The organism is Clavibacter michiganensis, from assembly GCF_002151125.1.
Taxonomy (GTDB): domain Bacteria; phylum Actinomycetota; class Actinomycetes; order Actinomycetales; family Microbacteriaceae; genus Clavibacter; species Clavibacter michiganensis_C.
In genome coordinates, this window is record NZ_MDJZ01000015.1 from 154,248 (window position 1) to 174,733 (window position 20,486).

Annotated in this window: 15 protein-coding genes; 9 read left to right on the forward strand and 6 right to left on the reverse strand. The window is 75.3% G+C overall.

The features are described from left to right. Nucleotides 1-108: 108 nt before the first annotated feature. Nucleotides 109-2,166: a glycogen debranching protein gene (locus BFL37_RS08540; protein WP_086514699.1), complete on the reverse strand. Its 2,058-nt coding sequence runs from the start codon at nucleotides 2,164-2,166 to the stop codon at nucleotides 109-111. Between the two features lie 18 nt (nucleotides 2,167-2,184). On the opposite strand from BFL37_RS08540, the gene BFL37_RS08545 reads away from it, so the two are divergent. The 4 genes from BFL37_RS08545 (at nucleotide 2,185) to BFL37_RS08560 (ending at nucleotide 8,562) form a co-directional block, all read left to right on the forward strand. Further along, nucleotides 2,185-3,390 carry a cysteine desulfurase family protein gene (locus BFL37_RS08545; protein WP_086514700.1) on the forward strand — a complete coding sequence of 402 codons (1,206 nt, stop codon included), beginning with the start codon at nucleotides 2,185-2,187 and terminating at the stop codon, nucleotides 3,388-3,390. Further along, nucleotides 3,387-4,550 (forward strand): tRNA 2-thiouridine(34) synthase MnmA, encoded by a 1,164-nt coding sequence (gene mnmA, locus BFL37_RS08550; RefSeq protein WP_172403775.1) that lies wholly within the window; start codon nucleotides 3,387-3,389, stop codon nucleotides 4,548-4,550. Before BFL37_RS08545 ends, mnmA begins: the two co-directional genes overlap by 4 nt. Nucleotides 4,551-4,557: 7 nt before the next feature. Then, nucleotides 4,558-7,065 carry an NAD-dependent DNA ligase LigA gene (gene ligA, locus BFL37_RS08555; RefSeq protein WP_241533922.1) on the forward strand — a complete coding sequence of 836 codons (2,508 nt, stop codon included), beginning with the start codon at nucleotides 4,558-4,560 and terminating at the stop codon, nucleotides 7,063-7,065. Nucleotides 7,066-7,176: 111 nt separating this feature from the next. Beyond that, the gene (locus tag BFL37_RS08560; RefSeq protein ID WP_086514701.1) at nucleotides 7,177-8,562 is read left to right on the forward strand and encodes an alpha/beta hydrolase; all 1,386 of its coding nucleotides are present in this window, start codon (nucleotides 7,177-7,179) and stop codon (nucleotides 8,560-8,562) included. Nucleotides 8,563-8,619: 57 nt separating this feature from the next. On the opposite strand, the gene BFL37_RS08565 is transcribed toward BFL37_RS08560, so the two are convergent. Then, on the reverse strand, nucleotides 8,620-9,066 hold the full coding sequence (locus BFL37_RS08565) for an META domain-containing protein (RefSeq protein WP_241533923.1): 447 nt from the start codon (nucleotides 9,064-9,066) through the stop codon (nucleotides 8,620-8,622). 56 nt (nucleotides 9,067-9,122) lie between these two features. On the opposite strand from BFL37_RS08565, the gene gatC reads away from it, so the two are divergent. The 4 genes from gatC to BFL37_RS08585 are packed head-to-tail and all read left to right on the forward strand — an operon-like array spanning nucleotide 9,123 to nucleotide 14,182. After that, nucleotides 9,123-9,491 carry an Asp-tRNA(Asn)/Glu-tRNA(Gln) amidotransferase subunit GatC gene (gene gatC, locus BFL37_RS08570; protein ID WP_086514703.1) on the forward strand — a complete coding sequence of 123 codons (369 nt, stop codon included), beginning with the start codon at nucleotides 9,123-9,125 and terminating at the stop codon, nucleotides 9,489-9,491. Nucleotides 9,492-9,498: 7 nt separating this feature from the next. Beyond that, a complete protein-coding gene (gatA, locus tag BFL37_RS08575) occupies nucleotides 9,499-11,046 on the forward strand; it encodes an Asp-tRNA(Asn)/Glu-tRNA(Gln) amidotransferase subunit GatA (RefSeq protein ID WP_086514704.1) in 1,548 nt (515 codons plus the stop codon). After that, nucleotides 11,046-12,548, forward strand: a complete 1,503-nt coding sequence (gatB, locus tag BFL37_RS08580) for an Asp-tRNA(Asn)/Glu-tRNA(Gln) amidotransferase subunit GatB (RefSeq protein WP_086514705.1) — start codon at nucleotides 11,046-11,048, stop codon at nucleotides 12,546-12,548. The genes gatA and gatB overlap by 1 nt, the downstream gene beginning before the upstream one ends. Continuing rightward, nucleotides 12,545-14,182 carry an ABC-F family ATP-binding cassette domain-containing protein gene (locus BFL37_RS08585; protein ID WP_086514706.1) on the forward strand — a complete coding sequence of 546 codons (1,638 nt, stop codon included), beginning with the start codon at nucleotides 12,545-12,547 and terminating at the stop codon, nucleotides 14,180-14,182. Before gatB ends, BFL37_RS08585 begins: the two co-directional genes overlap by 4 nt. Nucleotides 14,183-14,200: 18 nt before the next feature. Here BFL37_RS08585 and BFL37_RS08590 read toward each other — a convergent pair whose 3' ends face one another. Further along, a complete protein-coding gene (locus tag BFL37_RS08590; RefSeq protein WP_086514707.1) occupies nucleotides 14,201-15,850 on the reverse strand; it encodes a hypothetical protein in 1,650 nt (549 codons plus the stop codon). Between the two features lie 220 nt (nucleotides 15,851-16,070). Here BFL37_RS08590 and BFL37_RS08595 point away from each other — a divergent pair, with 220 nt between their 5' ends. Beyond that, a complete protein-coding gene (locus BFL37_RS08595) occupies nucleotides 16,071-16,724 on the forward strand; it encodes a hypothetical protein (RefSeq protein WP_086514708.1) in 654 nt (217 codons plus the stop codon). Nucleotides 16,725-16,748: 24 nt separating this feature from the next. Here BFL37_RS08595 and BFL37_RS08600 read toward each other — a convergent pair whose 3' ends face one another. From BFL37_RS08600 to BFL37_RS08610, 3 genes are all read right to left on the reverse strand, one after another. After that, entirely contained in the window at nucleotides 16,749-18,437 is a 1,689-nt protein-coding gene (locus tag BFL37_RS08600) for a long-chain-fatty-acid--CoA ligase (protein ID WP_086514709.1), read from the reverse strand. Nucleotides 18,438-18,514: 77 nt separating this feature from the next. After that, the gene (locus tag BFL37_RS08605; RefSeq protein WP_086514710.1) at nucleotides 18,515-18,961 is read right to left on the reverse strand and encodes an SRPBCC family protein; all 447 of its coding nucleotides are present in this window, start codon (nucleotides 18,959-18,961) and stop codon (nucleotides 18,515-18,517) included. Nucleotides 18,962-19,033: 72 nt separating this feature from the next. Beyond that, nucleotides 19,034-20,482 (reverse strand): phytoene desaturase family protein, encoded by a 1,449-nt coding sequence (locus BFL37_RS08610; RefSeq protein ID WP_086514711.1) that lies wholly within the window; start codon nucleotides 20,480-20,482, stop codon nucleotides 19,034-19,036. Nucleotides 20,483-20,486 lie beyond the last annotated feature (4 nt).

The following is a 20,486-nucleotide window of genomic DNA, read 5'->3' on the forward strand; positions in this document are numbered from 1 at the left end:
CGAGCGCCGCGCGACGCGAACCCGTGGCGGCCCCCGTCCGGGCGCCGGGCGTCGCTGCGGAGGTCGCCGCGGATCGGGATCACCGCCCGCGGACGGGCCCGGGCGCGCTCAGCAGGCGCGGTAGATCCGCAGGGCCGGCCCGTCGACCTCGACCCGCGCGCCGGGCGCGTCGTCCGTCGCGACGACCTCGGGCCGCTCCCACTCGCTCGACCACAGGAGCCGCCAGGCCGTCACGCCGTCGTGCTCGGCGAGCGTCACCGTCGCGCGGTCCTCCCGCCCGTGCACGACGACGAGCACCGTGCTCGGGTCCTCGGTCTCGGGGGTCGACGTCGTGATCCACTGCAGCGTGCGCGTGCCCGCGGACTCCCAGGCCGCCTCCGTCATCGGAGCGGCGTCGGCGTCGCGCCAGGCGATGACCGAGGCGCTCGGCACGTGCGCGTCGGGCGCGGCGTAGCGGACGGGCCGGAGCGCCGGGTTCTCCCGCCGGATGCGGAGGAGGTGGCGCGTGGTCGCGTGCAGGTCCATCCGCCACGCGTCCTCGTCCCAGTGCATCCAGGTGGCCGCGTTGTCGAGGCAGTAGCCGTTGTTGTTGCCGCGCTGCGTGCGGCCGCGCTCGTCGCCCATCGTGATCATGGGGATCCCGGCCGAGACGAGGAGCGTGCCGAGCAGGTTGCGGGACGACCGCCGCCGCGCCGCGAGGATCGCCGCGTCGCGCGTCGGCCCCTCGACCCCGTGGTTCCACGAGCGGTTGGCGTCCGTGCCGTCGCGGTTCGACTCCCCGTTGCCGCTGTTGTGCTTGCGGTCGTAGGAGGTGAGGTCGGCGAGCGTGAAGCCGTCGTGCGCCGTGACGAACGACACGGAGGCGAGCGGGCCGCGGTCGGCCGCGAAGGTGCCCGAGGATCCCGCGAGGCAGGAGGCGAGCGCCCCGACGCCGCTCGGGGCGTGCCCGCGGAGCCTGGCCGCCGCCAGGTCCGTGAGCCAGAAGCCGCGCACGACGTCGCGGTAGCCGTCGTTCCACTCGCTCCAGCCGGATCCGAACCCGCCCGTGCGCCAGCCGCCCATGCCCACGTCCCACGGCTCGGCGATCATGAGGAGGCCCTCGAGCGCCTCGTCCTCGACGATGGCGCGCAGCAGCGGGTGCGCGGGGTCGAAGTCCACGCGCTCGTCGCGCCCGAGGGTCACGGCGAGGTCGAAGCGGAAGCCGTCGACGCCCATGACGTCGGACCAGTGCTCGAGCGAGTCGAGCACCAGGCGCTGCGCGTCCGGCCGGGACAGGTCGACCGTGTTGCCGCACCCGGTCACGTCGATGGGCGTCCCGTCGGGCGCGTGCCGGTAGTAGCGCGAGCCGTCGATGCCGCGGAGGCTCGTGACCGGCCCGTCGGCGCCCTCCTCGGCCGTGTGGTTGTAGACGACGTCGAGCACGACCTGGATCCCGGCCGCGTGCAGCGCGTCGACCATGCCGCGGAACTCGGCGGCCACCGCGTCGGCGCCGGCCTCCCGTGCGGCGCGCGTGGCGTAGGGCGCGTGCGGCGCGAGGTAGGCGAGCGTGTTGTAGCCCCAGTGGTTGATGCGGCCCTGCGCGCGCAGCCGCTCCTCGCTCGTGGAGGCGTGCACCGGCAGGAGCTCCACCGTGGTGATCCCGAGGTCGACCAGGCGCTCCACGGACGAGGCGTGGCCGAGCCCCGCGTACGTGCCGCGCAGCTCCTCGGGCAGCCGCTCGTCGAGCTTGGAGAAGCCGCGCACGTGGAGCTCGTAGACCACCTGGCGGTCACGCGGCACCTGCGGGCGCGCGGCGCGGCGGGCGGCGCGCTCCTCGGCGGGCACCTCGCTCGTGACGACCGAGCGCCACGCGGCCGGGCCCACTTGCACGAGGCCGCGCGCGTAGGGATCCAGCAGGTGGCGCGTCGGGTCGAAGGCGTTGCCCGGGGCGGGGTCGCCGTCCACGCGCACCGAGTACGCGGTGCCGGGCACGAGCCGGGCGCTGGATCCCGTCCACACGCCGTCGTCGCCGCGCTCCATGGGCACGACCTCGGCCACGCGGCGGGCGTCGTCGGCGGCCGACACGGTGAGCTCCACGGCGGACGCGCCGTGGCTCACGAGGCGCAGCGTGCCGCCCCCGTCGTGGAGCGTGAGCCCCAGGGGCACGGGCGGTCCGGGGCGCGGCATGCGACCTAGGGTAGATGCATGACGGTCTACCTCGACCACGCGGCCACGACCCCGATGCGGCCCGAGGCGATCGCGGCGCTCGCCGGGGCGCTCACCCTGGTCGGGAACCCGTCCTCCATCCACTCGCACGGCCAGGAGGCCCGGCGCGTGCTCGAGGAGGCGCGCGAGGCGATCGCGCGGGCGCTCGACGCGGACCCGGTCGAGATCGTCCTCACCTCCGGCGGCACGGAGTCCGTGAACCTCGGCATCAAGGGGCTGCACGGGGCACGCGTCGCGTCGGATGCCCGGCGCACGCGGATCCTCGTGCCCGACGGAGAGCACCACGCCACGGTCGACACGGTCGAGTGGCTCGAGCGCCGGGGAGCCGTCGTGGAGCGGATCCCGATCGACGCGCTCGGGCGCGTCCGCATCGACGCGGTCGCCGACGCGCTCGCCGCCGACCCCGGATCCGTCTCCCTCCTCACCTTCCTGGCCGCGAGCAACGAGGTCGGCACCATCCAGCCGGTCGAGGAGCTGGCGGCGCTCGCCGGGGCCCATGGCGTGCCCGTGCACGTCGACGCGGTCGCGGCGCTCGGCCACATGCCGGTGCCGTTCCGGCGCTGGCGCGAGGCGGGCGTCTCCGCGGTGAGCGTCTCGGCGCACAAGGTCGGCGGGCCCGTCGGCAGCGGCGCGCTCGTGCTCGCGCGGCAGGCGACGGTGGATCCGCAGATCCACGGCGGCGGCCAGCAGCGGCAGGTGCGCTCGGGCACGCAGGACGCGGCGTCCGCGGTGGCGTTCGCGACCGCCGTGACCCTGGCGGTCGCCGAGCTCGACGCCGAGCGCGTGCGGGTCGCCGCGCTCCGCGACCGTCTCGTCGAGACCGTGCTCCGCGACGTGCCGGGCGCGGTGCTGCGCGGCGACCCGGATCCCGCGGGCCGCCTCCCCGGCAACGCGCACCTCACCTTCGCGGGCTGCCAGGGCGACTCGCTCCTCCTCCTGCTGGACATGGCGGGCGTGTCGGTGAGCACCGGATCCGCGTGCCAGGCCGGGGTGCCCGAGGTCTCGCACGTGCTCCTCGGCATGGGGATCCCCGAGGACGAGGCCCGCGGCGCCCTCCGGTTCACGCTCGGCCGCACCACGACCGACGCTGACGTGGACGCGCTCCTTGCGGCGCTGCCCGACGCCGTCGCCCGCGCCTCCCGGGCGGGCCTCGCCGGGCGCGCGGCGCGTAGGCTCACGGGGTGAAGATCCTCGCAGCGATGAGTGGCGGAGTCGACTCCGCCGTGGCCGCCGCCCGCGCCGTGGAGGCCGGGCACGACGTGACGGGCGTGCACCTCGCGCTCAGCCGCATGCCGGGCACGCTCCGCACCGGATCCCGCGGCTGCTGCACCGTCGAGGACTCGATGGACGCGCGCCGCGCCGCGGATCTCCTCGGGATCCCGTTCTACGTGTGGGACTTCTCCGAGCGCTTCGCGGCCGACGTGGTCGACGACTTCGTGGCCGAGTACCAGGCCGGCCGCACCCCGAACCCCTGCATGCGCTGCAACGAGCGGATCAAGTTCGCCGCTCTGCTGGAGAAGGCCCTCGACCTCGGCTTCGACGCCGTGTGCACGGGCCACTACGCCGACGTCCTCCCGGGGCCCGACGGGCAGCCCGAGCTGCACCGCGCGGCCGCGTGGGCCAAGGACCAGTCGTACGTGCTGGGCGTGCTCACGGCCGACCAGATCGCGCACTCCTACTTCCCGCTCGGATCCACGCCCTCCAAGGCCGAGGTGCGCGCGGAGGCGGCGGCCCGGGGGATCCAGGTGGCGCAGAAGCCCGACAGCCACGACATCTGCTTCATCCCCGACGGCGACACGCGCGGCTGGCTCGCCGACCGCGTGGGGGCCGAGCCCGGCGACATCCTCGACGGCGAGGGGAACGCGATCGGCACGCACCAGGGGGCCGCGGCCTTCACGGTCGGGCAGCGGAAGGGGCTCGCCATCGGCACGCCGGCGCCCGACGGCCGGCCGCGCTTCGTGCTGGAGATCCGCCCGAAGGACAACACCGTCGTCGTCGGCCCGCAGGAGGCGCTGGCGATCCGCGAGATCGCCGGATCCTCGTACACCTGGGCGGGCACGCCGCCCACTCGGCCCGACCAGCCGTTCGACTGCGACGTGCAGATCCGCGCCCACGCCGATCCGGTGCCCGCCCGGGCGGCGGTGTCGGAGGTCGATGGCATGGTCGAGCTCGTGATAACCCCGCGAGACCCCCTCCACGGCGTCGCCCCCGGCCAGACCGCCGTCGTCTACGCCGGCACGCGCGTGCTCGGCCAGGTCACCATCGACCGCACCGTGAGCGCCGTCGCCGACGCCCGGCCGCCCATGCGCGCCGCCGCCCTCGTCGGCGCGTCCGCGGGGGAGTGACGCGCGCATGAGCGACACGACGACCGGAACCGACGCGGCCGCCGACGCCGTCCCCCCCACCACGCCCGCCGAGCTCCAGGCCGCGTCCGCGCGCGTCGACGAGCTGCGGGCCGGGATCGAGCGCCACCGGGACGAGTACTACGCGGCGAACGGCAGCACCGTCAGCGACGCCGAGTACGACGCCCTGGTGCACGAGCTCCAGGCCCTCGAGGAGGCGCACCCGACGCTCCGCAGCCAGGACAGCCCCACCCAGACCGTGGGTGGCCGGGCGGAGACCACGCTCTTCGCGCCCGTCACGCACGCCGAGCGCATGCTCAGCCTCGACAACGTCTTCAGCGAGGAGGAGCTCGCCGAGTGGGCGGCCAAGGTCGAGCGCGACGCCGGCAGCGGCCGCGTCCGCTACCTCAGCGAGCTCAAGATCGACGGGCTCGCCATCAACCTCCGCTACGAGGACGGCCTGCTCGTCACGGCGGCCACGCGCGGCGACGGCGTCGTCGGCGAGGACGTCACGCAGAACGTCCTCACCATGGGCACGGTGCCCGAGCGGCTCGCCGGCACCGGGCACCCGCCGCTCGTCGAGGTGCGCGGCGAGATCTTCTTCCCCGTCGCCGAGTTCGACGAGCTCAACGCGCGGCAGCTCGAGGTGGGCGAGCGGGTCTTCGCGAACCCGCGGAACGCCGCCGCCGGGTCGCTCCGGCAGAAGGAGGAGGGCAAGAGCCCCGCCCGTCTCGAGCTCATGCACGCGCGCATCCGCCGCCTCCGCATGCTCGTGCACGGCATCGGCGCGTGGCCCGTCCGGGAGCTGGAGCGCGACGCGCACGTGTCCGCGCAGTCCGAGGTCTACGAGCTGCTCGCCGGCTGGGGCCTGCCCATCTCCACCCACTTCCGCGTCTTCGACGACGTCGCGGAGGTCACGGAGTTCGTGCGGCGGCACGGCGCGCACCGCGCCGAGGTCGAGCACCAGATCGACGGCATCGTCGTCAAGGTCGACGACCTGGGGCTCCACGAGGAGCTCGGCGCCACCAGCCGCGCGCCGCGCTGGGCGACCGCGTACAAGTACCCGCCCGAGGAGGTCAACACGACGCTCCTCGACATCGTCGTCAGCGTCGGGCGCACCGGGCGCGCCACGCCGTTCGCGGTCATGGAGAAGGTCGAGGTCGCCGGATCCGAGGTGCGCCAGGCCACGCTGCACAACCAGCAGGTCGTGAAGGCCAAGGGCGTGCTCATCGGCGACACGGTCGTCCTGCGCAAGGCCGGCGACGTCATCCCCGAGGTGCTCGGCCCGGTCGTGGAGCTCCGCGACGGATCCGAGCGCGAGTTCGTCATGCCCGCGCTCTGCCCCGAGTGCTCCACGCCGCTGAAGCCGGCGAAGGAGGGCGACATCGACCTCCGCTGCCCGAACGCGCGCAGCTGCCCGGCGCAGGTCCGCGGTCGCGTCGAGCACGTCGCCTCCCGCGGCGCGCTCGACATCGAGGGCCTCGGCGAGGTCGCCGCGGCCGCCCTCACGCAGCCGCTCGAGCCCGAGGACCCGCCGCTCGAGACCGAGGCGGGCCTGTTCGAGCTGACGATGGCCGACCTCGTGCCCATCACCGTGGTCGTCCGGGACGCCGAGACCGGCATGGTCAAGGTCGACGAGAGGACGGGCGAGGCGAAGCGCGTCACGCCGTTCCGCCGGAAGCGCGCCCCCAAGCGCGACGGCGCCTTCGACCCCGCCGAGCCGTGGGGCGACGAGGACAGCGTGCCGTCGAAGTCGGCCGAGGTGCTGCTCGAGAACCTGGAGAAGGCGAAGACCCAGGACCTCTGGCGGATCCTCGTGGCCCTCAGCATCCGGCACGTCGGTCCGGTCGCGGCGCGCGCCCTGGCGGGCTGGTTCGGCTCGCTCGACGCCATCCGCTCCGCCAGCCGCGAGGAGCTGGCCGCGGTCGACGGCGTGGGCGGCATCATCGCCGACGCGCTGCTCGACTGGTTCGAGGTCGACTGGCACCGCGAGATCGTGGAGCGCTGGGAGCGGGCGGGCGTCGTCACCGCCGTCCCCGGGCACCCGGGACCGGGCGCCGCGGCCGCCGCGGGCGGCGTGCTCGCCGGCCTCACGGTCGTGGCGACCGGCTCCCTCGAGGGGTACACCCGCGAGGGCGCGCTCGAGGCGATCATGGCGGCCGGCGGCAAGGCGGGATCCAGCGTCAGCAAGAAGACGCACTACGTCGCGGCGGGCCCGGGCGCGGGCTCCAAGCTCGGCAAGGCGGAGGCGCTCGGCGTCCGCATCATCGACGCGGCCGAGTTCCGCCTCCTCGTGGAGCAGGGGCCGGACGCCATCGCGCTGCCGGAAACGGACCCGGAGGCGAGCGAGGAGGGAGCCGCGGAGCCGAAGCCGAAGCGCGCGCGGAAGTCGAAGGCGCCCGCGGACGCGGATCCCGCGCCCGCCGCTGCAGCGGACGCCGTCGCCGATGGAGACGCGGGCGCCGCATCCGGCTCGACGGCCCACCCGGACCCGGATGGGGGCCGCGAAGAGTCCTGATCGGGCCTTCCTCGGGCCCCGGGCGCCGATAGCATGATGGGACGCGTCGGCGCGGGCGCGCCACCCACCGGCGCCTGCCCTCCGCGTCGGCTCTCTGGGGGATCTCGAACCGTGACGACTCGCGTCCGTCTGCTTCTCGCCGCATCGGCCATCGCCTGCGGGCTGATCGGGTCCGTCGTCGTCCCCGCCCCCGCGGCCGTCGCGGCGACCAGGCCGCCCGCCGTGCTGGCCGGCCCCGACGCCGCGGGTCCCGCCCGCGGCGCCCACCTGCCGAGCCCGACCCGAGTCGTCGCGCAGCTCCGCGACCCGCGCGTGTCCGACCGGTCGCTCCGGGACACGTCCCCGGTCGCGCTCCTCGGCGCGCTGCCCGCGCTCGACGAGCCGGAGCTGCGGCTGCTCGCGCGCGCGGTCCCGGCCACGATCCGCGAGCTCATCCGCCGCCCTCCCGCCGCGTCGGGCGTCGCCGCCTGGTGGTCGGATCTCGCCGCGGACGAGCGCCGCGTCCTCGCCCGCGGCGTCCCCGAGCTCGTCGGGAACCTCGAGGGGATCCCCGTCGTCGAGCGCGACGCGGCCAACCGCCGCCTCCTCGACCAGCGCGAGGGCGAGCTGCGCGCCCGCGCGACGACGACCCCGGGACGCGGCGCGCAGCAGGCGCTCGGACGCGACCTGCGCATGCTCGCCGAGGTGCGGCGCGCCCTGGAGCCCGCGGCGGGCGGCCCCGCACGGTCGCTCCTCGTGCTCGACACGGCGTGGCCCGGGCGGGCGGGCGTCGTGATGGGCGACCTCGACTCCGCGGCCTACGTCGACATCGTCGTGCCCGGGATGTTCTACTCCGTCTCCGACCGCCTGGTGGACTGGACCGACGTCGCCGCGCGCCTGCAGCAGCAGCAGACGACGCTGCTCGGCAGCGGCAGCGGCGCCGACGGCAGCGCGGGAGGAGGCGTCGCCACGATCTCCTGGATCGGCTACCGCACGCCCGACCTCCTGGGGATCGGGGACCTCGACCTCGCGCACGAGGGGGCGCAGTACCTCGAGGGCGCCATCCAGGGGATCCGGGGCGTGCGTCCCGACGACCCGCCGCACCTCACGGTGGTCGCGCACTCGTACGGCTCCACGGCGGCGCTGCTCGCCCTCTCGAGCGGTCGCGCCTCGGCCGACGCGCTCGCCATGGTCGGGTCGCCCGGCGGCGCGGTGCGCCAGGCGGCGGAGCTGGACGTGCCCGCCGGTCGCGTGTACGTGGGCGAGGCCGCGTGGGATCCGGTGGTCGGCTCGTCGTACTTCGGGTCGGACCCGGGCAGCGCGTCGTTCGGGGCGGCGCACTTCGGGGTCGCCGGGACGGGCGCGTCGTCCGGGGTGTCGGCGGACGGATCCCTCGCGGGCGCCGTCGGGCACAACAGCTACTTCGACCGCGGCACGGAGTCGTTCCGGAACATCGCGCTCATCGGGATCGACCGTCCCGTCGCGCGCGACGTGCGCGCGGACGCGAGCGGCAGGTAGCGGTCCCGCGGGGACCGCGGGGGACAGCCGGGATCAGGGGACGGCGGGGACCGCGGGTCAGCCGCGGCTGCGCTCGGCGTACTCCAGCCGCACGTCGCCGGGGCCCGTGGCCAGGAGGTGGCCGTCCTCGACGCGCAGCGACGACACCGCGGCGAGGTCCTGGAAGTAGCGCGACTCGAGCCCGCCGTCCTCGCACGGGAGCGTCCCGGGCACGACCGCGGCGAGCATCCCGTCGCCCTCGGCGCCCATCCGCCCGGAGTAGTCGTTGCACGGCCCGCGGCCGCCGACCTCGCCGCCGCCGACCCGCATGGTGATGAGCGCGTCGCCCACGCCGAGGTCGCCCGCGGAGTCGGATCCCTGGACGAGGTGCCAGTTGCCCCGCACGTCGCTCACGGGCGCGCATCCGGCCAGGGGGACGAGGGCGAGGGCCGCGAGGACGGCCACCGCGGCGCCGCGGGTGCGTCCGGATCGGCGTCGGGCGGGGATCCGGGCTGCGGTGGGCATGGGGGTCACGCTAATAGAATCTCCCGGTACCCCCGCACACAGTCCTTTGGAGACGCATGTCCGACACCCGGCCCGAGCCCGCCGACGCGACCAGCGGGGACGAGACCCCCCAGGCGCCGACCCCCGTGGAGCAGATCAGCCGGGAGCAGGTGCAGCACCTCGCAAGCCTCGCCCGCATCCGCCTCAGCGAGGAGGAGATCGACACCCTCACGGTGGAGCTCGGCCAGATCGTCGAGTCGGTCGCGAAGGTCACCGCGGTCGCGGGGCCGGACGTCCCCGCCACGAGCCACCCGATCCCGCTGGCCAACGTCTACCGGCCCGACGTGCCGGGCGAGACCCTGACCACCGCCCAGGCGCTCGAGGGCGCACCCGAGCACGACGGATCCCGGTTCAAGGTCTCCGCGATCCTCGGCGAAGAGCAGTAGGAGCACCATGACCGACGACCTCACGCGCCTCAGCGCCTCCGCCCTCGCCGACCGCCTCGCCTCGGGCGACGTGTCGAGCGTCGACGCCGTGCGCGCGCACCTCGACCGCATCGACCACGTCGACGGCGACGTCCACGCGTTCCTCCACGTCTCCGGGGAGCGGGCGCTCGGGCGCGCCGCCGAGATCGACGCGCAGCGCGCCGACGGCGCCGCCCTCGGACCGCTCGCGGGCGTGCCCATCGCCATCAAGGACGTGCTCTGCACCATCGACATGCCGTCGACCGCGGGCTCGCGCATGCTCGAGGGCTGGACCCCGCCGTACGACGCCACGGTCGTCCAGCGCCTCCGCGCCGCCGGCCTCGTGCCGCTCGGCAAGACCAACATGGACGAGTTCGCGATGGGCTCCTCCACCGAGCACTCCGCGTTCGGCGCCACGCACAACCCGTGGGACCTCGACCGCATCCCCGGCGGCTCGGGCGGCGGATCCGCGGCCGCGGTCGCCGCGTTCGAGGCGCCCGTCGCGCTCGGCTCCGACACGGGCGGCTCCATCCGCCAGCCCGCCGCGGTCACCGGCTCGGTCGGCGTCAAGCCCACCTACGGCGGCGTGAGCCGCTACGGCGCGATCGCGCTCGCCTCCAGCCTCGACCAGGTCGGTCCCGTGTCCCGCACGGTGCTCGACTCGGCGCTCGTGCACGACGTCATCGGCGGGCACGACCCGCGCGACTCCACCTCGCTCACCGACGCGTGGCCGTCCTTCGCGGACGCCGCTCGCGCCGGACAGCGCGAGGGATCGCTGAACGGCGTCCGCGTCGGCGTCGTGAAGCAGCTCGACGGCGAGGGCTTCCAGGCCGGCGTCACGCAGCGCTTCCGGGAGGCGCTCGCGCTCCTCGAGCAGGCCGGTGCCGAGATCGTCGAGGTGAGCGCGCCGAACTTCGAGCACGCCATCGCCGCCTACTACCTGATCCTCCCGGCCGAGGCGTCGAGCAACCTCGCCAAGTTCGACTCGGTGCGCTTCGGCCTCCGGGTGAACCCGCCCGGCGGCGGCACGGTCGAGGACGTCATGGCGGCGACGCGCGAGGCCGGCTTCGGTCCCGAGGTCAAGCGCCGCATCATCCTCGGCACCTACGCGCTGAGCGCCGGCTACTACGACGCGTACTACGGCAGCGCGCAGAAGGTCCGCACGCTCATCCAGCGCGACTTCGACGCCGCGTTCCAGCAGGTGGACGTGCTGGTCACGCCGTCCGCGCCCACGACGGCGTTCAAGCTCGGCGAGAAGCTCGACGACCCGCTGGCGATGTACCTCAACGACCTCACGACGATCCCCGCGAACCTCGCGGGCGTCCCCGGCATCGGCCTCCCCATCGGGCTCGCGCCCGAGGACGGCCTGCCCGTCGGGATCCAGTTCATGGCGCCCGCCCGCGAGGACGCGCGCCTCTACACGGTCGGCGCCGCCCTCGAGCAGATCCTCGAGCGGCAGTGGGGCGGGCCCCTGCTCGCCCAGGCACCCGAGCTCGCGCGCGCCGCCGCGCGCACCACGGACGGAGACACGCACTGATGGCCAAGGCAGAGCTGATGGACTACGACGAGGCCATCGAGATGTTCGAGCCCGTGCTCGGGTTCGAGGTGCACGTGGAGCTGAACACGCGCACGAAGATGTTCTCCGACGCCCCGAACTTCTTCGGCGGCGAGCCCAACACCAACATCACGCCGGTCGACCTCGGGCTCCCGGGCTCGCTGCCCGTGGTGAACGAGCAGGCCGTGCGGCACTCGATCAGCCTGGGCCTCGCGCTCGGCTGCGAGATCGCGCCGAGCTCGCGCTTCGCCCGGAAGAACTACTTCTACCCGGACCTCGCGAAGAACTACCAGATCAGCCAGTTCGACGAGCCCATCGCGTTCCGCGGCTCGGTCGAGGTGGAGATGCCCGACGGCCGCATCGTCACGGTGCCGATCGAGCGCGCCCACATGGAGGAGGACGCCGGGAAGCTCACGCACGTGGGCGGCGCGACGGGCCGGATCCAGGGCGCCGACCACTCGCTCGTCGACTACAACCGCGCGGGCGTGCCGCTCGTCGAGATCGTCACCGACATCATCTACGGGGCGGAAGGCGAGGCGCCGGAGCTCGCGAAGGCGTACGTGTCGACCATCCGCGACATCGTCGTGGCGCTCGGCATCTCCGACGCGAAGATGGAGCGCGGCAACCTCCGCTGCGACGCGAACATCTCGCTGAGCCCGCGGGGATCCGGGAAGCTCGGCACCCGCACGGAGACGAAGAACGTCAACTCGCTCCGCAGCGTCGAGCGCGCCATCCGCTACGAGATCCAGCGCCAGGCGGCGATCCTCGCCTCGGGCGGCACGATCACGCAGGAGACGCGGCACTGGCACGAGGACACCGGCCGCACCTCCGCCGGGCGCCCGAAGAGCGACGCCGACGACTACCGGTACTTCCCGGAGCCCGACCTGCTGCCCGTCGAGCCGAGCGCCGAGCTCATCGAGGAGCTGCGGGCGGCCTTGCCCGAGGCGCCGGCGATCCGCCGCCGCCGGCTCAAGGCCGAGTGGGGCTTCACCGACCTGGAGTTCCAGGACGTCGTGAACTCCGGGCTCCTCACCGAGCTCGTCGGCACGGTCGAGGCGGGCGCCGCGCCCCAGGCGGCGCGCAAGTGGTGGACGGGCGAGATCGCCCGCATCGCCAACGCGCGCGGCGTGGACGCGGCGACGCTCATCACCCCTGAGCAGGTGGCGTCGGTGATCGAGCTGGTCGAGGCCGGCACGCTGACCAACCGCCTCGCACGCGACGTCATCGAGGGCGTCATCGACGGCGAGGGCACGGCCCAGGAGGTGGTGGACGCCCGCGGTCTCGCGGTCGTGTCCGACGACGGCCCGCTCATCGAGGCCATCGACGCCGCGCTGCAGGCGCAGCCCGACGTGCTGGCGAAGATCCGCGACGGCAAGGTGCAGGCCGCCGGCGCCGTCATCGGCGCCGTGATGAAGGCCATGCGCGGCCAGGCGGACGCGGCCCGCGTCCGCGAGCTCGTGCTGGAGCGCGCGCAGGCCTCGTGACCGCGACCCTCGTCGCCCGGGGACTGGCCGGAGGCCACGGGCACCGCACGCTGTTCTCCGGGCTCGACCTCACGGTCGCGCCCGGGGACGTCGTCGGGCTGGTCGGCGCGAACGGCGCCGGGAAGAGCACGCTGCTGCGGCTCCTCGCCGGCGTCGACCAGCCGCAGGACGGCCGCGTGCTGCTCGCGCCCGCCGACGCCTTCATCGGCTGGCTGCCGCAGGAGCACGAGCGGATCCCGGGGGAGACCGTCGCGGGCTACGTCGCCCGCCGCACGGGCTGCGCCGAGGCATCGGCGGAGCTCGATCGCACGGCGGTCGCGCTCGGCGAGGGCCTGCCCGGCGCGGACGACGCGTACGGCACCGCGCTCGACCGGTGGATGGCCAGCGGCGCGGCCGACCTCGACGAGCGGCTCCCCGTGACGCTCGCGGAGCTCGGCCTCGATCTGGATCCGGAGCTCCCGACCGCGGGCCTCTCCGGCGGCCAGGCGGCGCGCGTGGCCCTGGCCGCGCTCCTCCTCAGCCGCTTCGACGTGGTGCTCCTCGACGAGCCCACCAACGACCTCGACCTCGACGGGCTCGCGCGGCTGGAGGCGTTCGTGCGCGGCCTCCGCGGCGGCGTCGTGCTCGTGTCGCACGACCGCGAGTTCCTCGCGCGCTGCGTCACCACGGTCGTCGAGCTCGACCTCGCGCAGGACAGCGTCCGCGTGTACGAGGGCGGCTACGACGCGTTCCTCGAGGAGCGCCAGGTGGCCCGCCGCCACGCCCGGGAGGCGTACGAGCAGTACGCCGACACGAAGGCGGACCTCGTCTCCCGCGCCCGCACGCAGCGCGAGTGGTCGTCGCAGGGCGTCCGCAACGCCATGCGGAAGGCGCCCGACAACGACAAGATCCGCCGGAAGGCGAGCGTCGAGTCGAGCGAGAAGCAGGGCCAGAAGGTCCGCCAGATGGAGAGCCGCATCGCCCGGCTCGAGGAGGTCGAGGAGCCGCGCAAGGAGTGGGAGCTCGCCTTCACCATCGGGCAGGCGCCCCGGTCCAGCGCGGTCGTCGCGACGCTGCGCGATGCCACCGTGACGCGCGGCGGCTTCACGCTCGGGCCCGTCTCGCTGCAGGTGGACGGCGGCGACCGCATCGGGATCACCGGCCCGAACGGCGCCGGGAAGTCCACGCTCCTCGGGCTGATCCTCGGCCGCATCGCGCCGGACGCGGGCGACGCCTCACCGGGCCGGAGCGTGCAGGTGGGCGAGATCGACCAGGCCCGCCAGGCGCTCCGCGGCGACGCGCCGCTCGCCGAGTCGTTCGCGGAGCAGGTGCCGGATCTCTCGCCCGCCGAGGTCCGCACGCTGCTCGCGAAGTTCGGCCTGCGCGCCGACCACGTGACGCGCCCCGTCGACGGTCTCTCGCCGGGCGAGCGCACGCGCGCGGGGCTCGCGCTGCTGCAGGCCCGCGGCGTCAACCTGCTGGTGCTCGACGAGCCGACCAACCACCTCGACCTGCCCGCGATCGAGCAGCTCGAGCAGGCGCTCGAGTCCTACGACGGCACGCTCCTGCTCGTCACGCACGACCGGCGGATGCTCGACGCCGTGCGCCTCGACCGGCACTGGCACGTGGACAGGGGCGTCGTCACCGAGTCCTGACGCCCGGGCCCCGCCCCGCTACTGGTACGTGACGAGGTCCGGCACCGGCGACACGTCGCGCATGGTCTGCTCGGGGGTCAGCATCGGCGTGTCCTCGTCGATGAAGTTCTTCCAGCCCCATGCGAGGCCGGCCGGCGCATCCGCGTGCAGCGCCCGCCAGGTGGCCTGCTTGTCCGGTTGGCCCCCCTGCCCGTCCGCGTGGACGAGCATCGCGAGCTCCGGGTGCGCCAGGTCGAGCGACGCGCGGTCCTGGATCATGCTGAGCCGGAACTGGTGCAGCACGAGCATCTTCTGGGGCAGGCCGCGGTCGCGGACGAGGCCGGCGAGCCAGTCGGTCGTGGCGTCCACCTCGGCGGCGGACACGCTGCCGATCTGCTTCAGCGGCACCTGGTCCGGGCCGAGCCGCCACTCGGGGTCGAGCGCGAGGCCCACGCCCGGCTGCGCGAGAACGGTCTCGTAGCGCTTCGCCTGGGTGAGGAAGTCGGTGCGGCCGGGCTGCAGGTCGATGACGACGTAGACGCCCGCGTCCCGGGCGGCGTCGATCCACGGCTGCAGGGTCTCGACGGGCACCTCGTTGGAGTAGTCGCCGTCCGGGCCGGCGGAGCCCGCGGCGACCGTGGCGATGAGCTCGAACATGGGGATCACGGGCTCGTCGGAGAACGGCTGGTACTCGGCGGCCTGCGCCTTCGCGCGCGCCACGGCATCCGCGGGGCCCTGCTCGCCGAGCACGCCGAGCGCGCCCGTGCCGGCGGCGCCGTAGAGCGCGACGTAGCGCTTGCCCGGCAGGACGAGCTGCCCGCCGCCCGGCAGCTGGTCGCCCGCAGCCGCGGTCTTGATGCGGCCCTCGAGCGAGGCGTCGTCCGCGTAGGCGGCCCCGACGGCGATGGTGCTCGCCGCGCCCGCGTCGTGCAGCGCGGCGACCGCGTCGGCGGAGGCGCGCGGATCCGGCGTGGCCTCGGGCACGACGGTCACGCCGACGCCGGCCGCGCGGGCCGTCGCGACCGCGGCGAGGGAGGAGGCGGCGTCGGTCGCGAGCGCGTGCGCGCCGTCGAGGGGGGCGGCCGGCGCGGTCACGGGGAGGGCGTCGTCCCCGGATCCGGTCGGCGCGGGGGACGGCGCGGCGTCGGCGGCGGGCGCGGCGAGGCCGGCGACGCGGGACACGGCGGCGGCGGGATCCTGGTCGGCGGCGTCCTCGACGTCGGCCCCGGTCACGCGCGCGACGTCGGCCGCGTGGTCGGCCCGGACGACCGTGGTCGACGCGGGCAGGCCCTGGACGGCGTCGTCCCCGAGGTCGCCGACGGCCAGCACGCCGGTGGATCCGAGGCGCTCGATCTCCGAGGCCGTCCCCGAGCCCTGCACGATGAGGGGAGCGCCCAGCGCCACGGCGGCCTCGGCGCCGAGCGCCTGCGCCGGGAGGTCGCCCGCGGGCGCCAGCACCGCGACGGGCGCCGAGCGGAAGAGGCTCCCGCTCATGGCGACCGACGCGCTCGCGTCGTCCGCCTCGCCCACGACGGTGAGCGCCGCATCCGGCGCCGCGGTCACCGGGCGGACCACCTCGGGCGCCGGGTCCTCGGCCGTGCACGCGCCGAGGCCGACGACGAGCCCGACGGCGGCGACGAGGGAGGCGGAGGTGCGGAGGGACCGGGGGAGGCGGAGCGGCGACGTCACCCGCCCACGCTACGCGACCCCGGCGGGGGCGCGACGACGGCGCGGGCCGCCGCCCCCGCTCCACGGGCAGCCGCGCGACGGTCCCCACCAGCCGCCTCGTGCCGCGCGCGGGCGATCCGCACCCGCCTCCCACGGGTCTCCCGGTCCCGCCCCGTACGGTGGCCGGAGGCCGATGCGGTCGGCGACACGCGCCGATCCGGCCCCGGCGAGAGGCACCACCATGGGATTGCTGGACAGGCTCCTGGGCCGCGACGAGCAGCCCGCCGAGCGACGCGGCCGCGGTGCGGCCCCCGCCCCGCAGGAGCGCAGCGCCGACGAGGTCGCCGTCGAGCGCTACCGCTACCTCCTCCGCACCGCGCCGCCGGAGCGGATCGAGGAGGTGCACCTCGAGGCCTTCCGGAAGCTCACCCCGGAGCAGCGCGAGATCCTCTTCCGCCAGCTCAGCTCGGACGCGGCCGAGGGCGACGCGCCCGTCGACGACCGCCCCGAGTCGCTCGCGCGCTCCGCCACCCGGTCGGAGATGCGCGCGCCCGGCACGCTCGAGCGCACCCTCGGACCCCGGGGCGGCCTCGCGGGCGGCGGCGCCGGGATGGGCATGGGCGGCATGATCGCCGGATCCATGCTCGGCACCATCGCCGGCGTCGTGGTCGGCTCGGCCATCGCGCAGGCGCTGATCCCCGACGCGGTCGGGCACGACCCGTCCGCCGCGGACGGTGCCGATGCGGGCGCGGACGGCGGGGCGGATGCCGGTGCCGACGCGGGCGCGGCGGACGCGGGCGCCGGCGACTTCGGCAGCGGCGAGTTCGGGTCCGGGGACTTCGGCGGCGGCGCCGACATGGGCGGCAGCGACTTCGGCGGCGGCGACTTCTTCTAGCGCGCGCCGCCGGGTGGGGCGGGCCTAGCCCGCCTCGAGGATCCCCTCGCGCACCTTCCGGCGAAGCACCTTGCCGAGGAGCGAGGTCGGCAGCTCGTCGAGCACCACGATCCGCCGGGGCACCTTGTAGGCGGCGAGCTCCGCGCGCAGCGTCGTCCGGGCGCCCTGCTCGTCGAGCGTCGCGCCCTCGTCGAGGACCACGGCCGCGACGACCTCCTCGTCGCCGCCGTCCCGCGGTATCCCGACCACCGCGGCGTCCCTGATCCCGTCGAGCGCGCGCACGGCGTCCTCGACCTCGGACGGGGAGACGTTGAAGCCGCCCGTGATGATGAGCTCCTTGATCCGGTCGGCGATGCGCACGAAGCCGTCCGCGTCGATCGAGACCACGTCGCCCGTGCGGAACCAGCCGCCCTCGAGCAGCACGGCCGCCGTCTCGTCGGGTCGGCCGTGGTAGCCGCGGAACACCTGGGGTCCGCGGACGAGCAGCTCGCCGGGCTCGCCCGCGGGCCGGTCGCGGGTCGGGTCCTCGGGATCCACGACGCGCACCTCGGTGTTCGGCAGCGGCAGCCCGACCGTCCCGGCGCGGCGCGTGTCGCCGACGGGGTTGGCCATCAGCACCGGCGAGCACTCCGACAGGCCGTAGCCCTCGACGAGCCAGCCGCCCGTCTGCTCCTCCCACGGCACCACGACCGACTCGGGCAGCGCCATGGCGCCCGAGATGGAGATGGAGATCCCGTCGAGCGACACGCCCTCCGCCTCGGCGGCCTCGCGCAGCCGCCGGTAGATGGGCGGCACGGCGGGCAGGAACGTCGGCGGGTGGCGGCGGATCGCCTGCAGCACGAGGTCGGGCTCGAAGCGGGGGAACAGCACCAGGCGCGAGCCCATGCTCATCGCGAAGGTCAGGCAGAGGGTGAGCCCGTAGGCGTGGAACATGGGCAGGACCGCGTAGACGACGCTCGTGCCGCGCGGGATGGTCGGCACCCAGGCCCGGGACTGGGCCGCGTTCGCGCTGAGGTTGAGGTGGGTGAGCTCCGCGCCCTTGGGCGCGCCCGTCGTGCCGCTCGTGTACTGGATCACCGCGAGGTCGGAGGCCGCGGGTCGCGGGTGCTCGACGGGCAGGGGCGCCGCGGCGGTGATCCGCTCCCAGGTGATCGTGCCCGAGACCTTCGCGGCGATGGCGGCGCGCGCCGCCCGGGCCTTGGGGACGGGGAGGCGGAGGAGGAGGCGGGTGCGCCGCGGCATCGCCCGCGTCACGTCGACGGAGACGATGCGCTCGGGCCGCACCGCGTCGGGGAGGGCCTGGATGGTGGCGACGGACCTGTCCCACGCGATCACCGTGCGCGCGCCGTGGTCCTCGAACTGGTGCTGCAGCTCGCGCGGCGTGTAGAGCGGGTTGTGCTCCACGACCACCGCGCCGAGGCGCAGCACCGCGTAGAACGCGACGACGTGCTGCGGGCAGTTCGGCAGCACGATCGCCACGGGGTCGCCCGCGCGCACGCCCGCGTCGGCGAGGCCCTGCGCGGCGCGCGCGATCAGCTCGCCCAGCTCGCGGTAGGTCGTCGTGGCCCCGAGGAAGTCGAGCGCCGTGCCGCCGGGGAAGCGGAGCACGGACTGGTCGACGATGTCGACGAGCGATCCCTGCGGCAGGTCGATCTCGTGCGGGACGTCGGGCGCGTAGCTGGCCAGCCAGGGCCGGTCGGTGGGGGTGGTCACCCCTCCCACCCTAGGCCGCGGGGGTCGCTCGCCCGGTGACGCGGAGGCGACGACGCGGGGACGAGGCCGTCCCGGCGTCAGGAGCGGCCCGCGTGCCGCCCCTCGGCCAGGTAGGCGAGCCGGTGCAGCGTCTCCACGTTGCGCGCGTGCAGGAGCATGTCCAGGACGGGCGCGGGGACGAGGCGCCCCGGGCCCCGCACGGCCTCCTCGGTCATGCGCACCTCGCAGCCGTCGGGGAGCGTCCGCACCTCGACGGTCACGCGCGCCTCGCCGAGCGGCCAGCCCTTCGGCTGCATGACCATGCGACGCGGCGGATCCCACTCGAGCATCGTGGTCGCGTCGTCGATGAGCACGGGCCAGGAGCCGAAGGAGTGGTGCAGCTGGGAGCCGACGGCGGGCCACGCGTCGTCGACGGACCGCATCCGGGACGCGCCGACGACCCACGCGGGGAACAGCCAGCCGTCGGAGACGACCTCGGCGACGTCGGACGGGGAGCAGTTCATGCGGCGGCGGGTGACGGACATGCCTCCAGTCTGGTGGGCGCGTCCAGCCTCCGGTAATCGGGACGCCGGGCTAGGCACCCGCGGGCTGCGCTGCTACAGCGAGAGGTCGGGCCCGCGCTCGATCCCGAACTCGTGCCGCAGCGCGCTCCGGGCCGCCTGGTACCCGGCCATGCCGTGCACGCCCGGGCCGGGCGTGGCCGAGCTCGACGCGAGGTAGACGCCGGCCGCCGGGCTGCGCCACGGATCCGGCGAGAGCACCGGTCGCGCGAGCAGCTGCCAGACGCTCGCGGCGCCCGCGGCGATGTCGCCGCCGATGTAGTTGGGGTCGTGCTCCTCCATGCCGACGGCGTCGATGCTGGAGGAGGCGAGGATCAGGTCGCGGAAGCCGGGGGCGAACCGCTCGATCTGCTGCGTGATCGCCTCGGTCTGGTCGACCGTGGATCCCGCGGGCACGTGCGTGTAGGCCCAGAGCACGTGCTGTCCCGCGGGCGCGCGGCCCGGGTCGTCGATGGAGGGCTGCGCCACGAGCACGTACGGGTCGTCGCTGTGGCGGCCCGCCGCCACGTCGCGCTCGGCCGCCTGGATCTCGGCGCGCGTGCCGCCGACGTGCAGCGTGCCCGCCTTCCGGAGCTCGGAATCCGTCCACGGCACCGGACCGGAGAGCGCGAAGTCGACCTTGGAGGCCGCGTTGCCGTAGCGGAAGCGGCGGAGGGCACGGAGGTAGCGGGCGGGCAGGCGGTCGCTCGCGATGCGCGAGAGGGCCCGGGCGCTGGTGTCGAGGAGCACCGCGCGGGCGGCGGGCAGCTCGCGGATCCGGCGCACCTCGGAGCCCGTGATCACCTCGCCGCCGTGGGCGCGCAGGTCGTCGACCATGGCGTCGACGATGGACTGGCTGCCGCCGATGGGGACCGGCCAGCCGCGCGCGTGCGCGTAGGCGCCGAGGGAGAGCGCGGCAGCGGCGGTGGAGACGCTCGGCATGGTCTGGATCGCGTGGGCCGCGACGCCGGTGAACATGGCGGGCGCGACGTCGCCGCGGAAGCGCGCGTTCCAGAGGGGCGACCCCTGCTCGAGCGCACGGAGGCCCAGCCGGATCGCGGTGGGCGGGTGCCGAGGGACCTGCAGGAGCGGGCCGTTGGTGAACTGGGCGACGCGGTCGGCGGAGGCCGCGAGCGAGCCCATGATCTGTCGCCACGCGCGCCCGTCGACGCCGAGCGCGTCGACCGTGCGTTCGAGGTCGCGGTAGGCGATGCCCGAGACGCCGCCGTCGAGGGGATGCCCGTAGGAGATCTCCGGCACGACGAGGTCGATGCGCCGGTCGAGCTGGAACGCCCGGAAGAAGCCCGACGCGAGCGCCATCGGGTGCACGGCGGAGCAGATGTCGTGGTGGAAGCCGGGGAGCGTGAGCTCTGCCGTGCGGCTGCCGCCGCCGATGGTGTCCGCCCGCTCGTGGACCTGCACGGACAGGCCCGCGCGGGCCATCGTCACGGCCGCCGCCAGCCCGTTCGGTCCCGAGCCGACCACGATCGCGTCGATGTCACCCATGCGT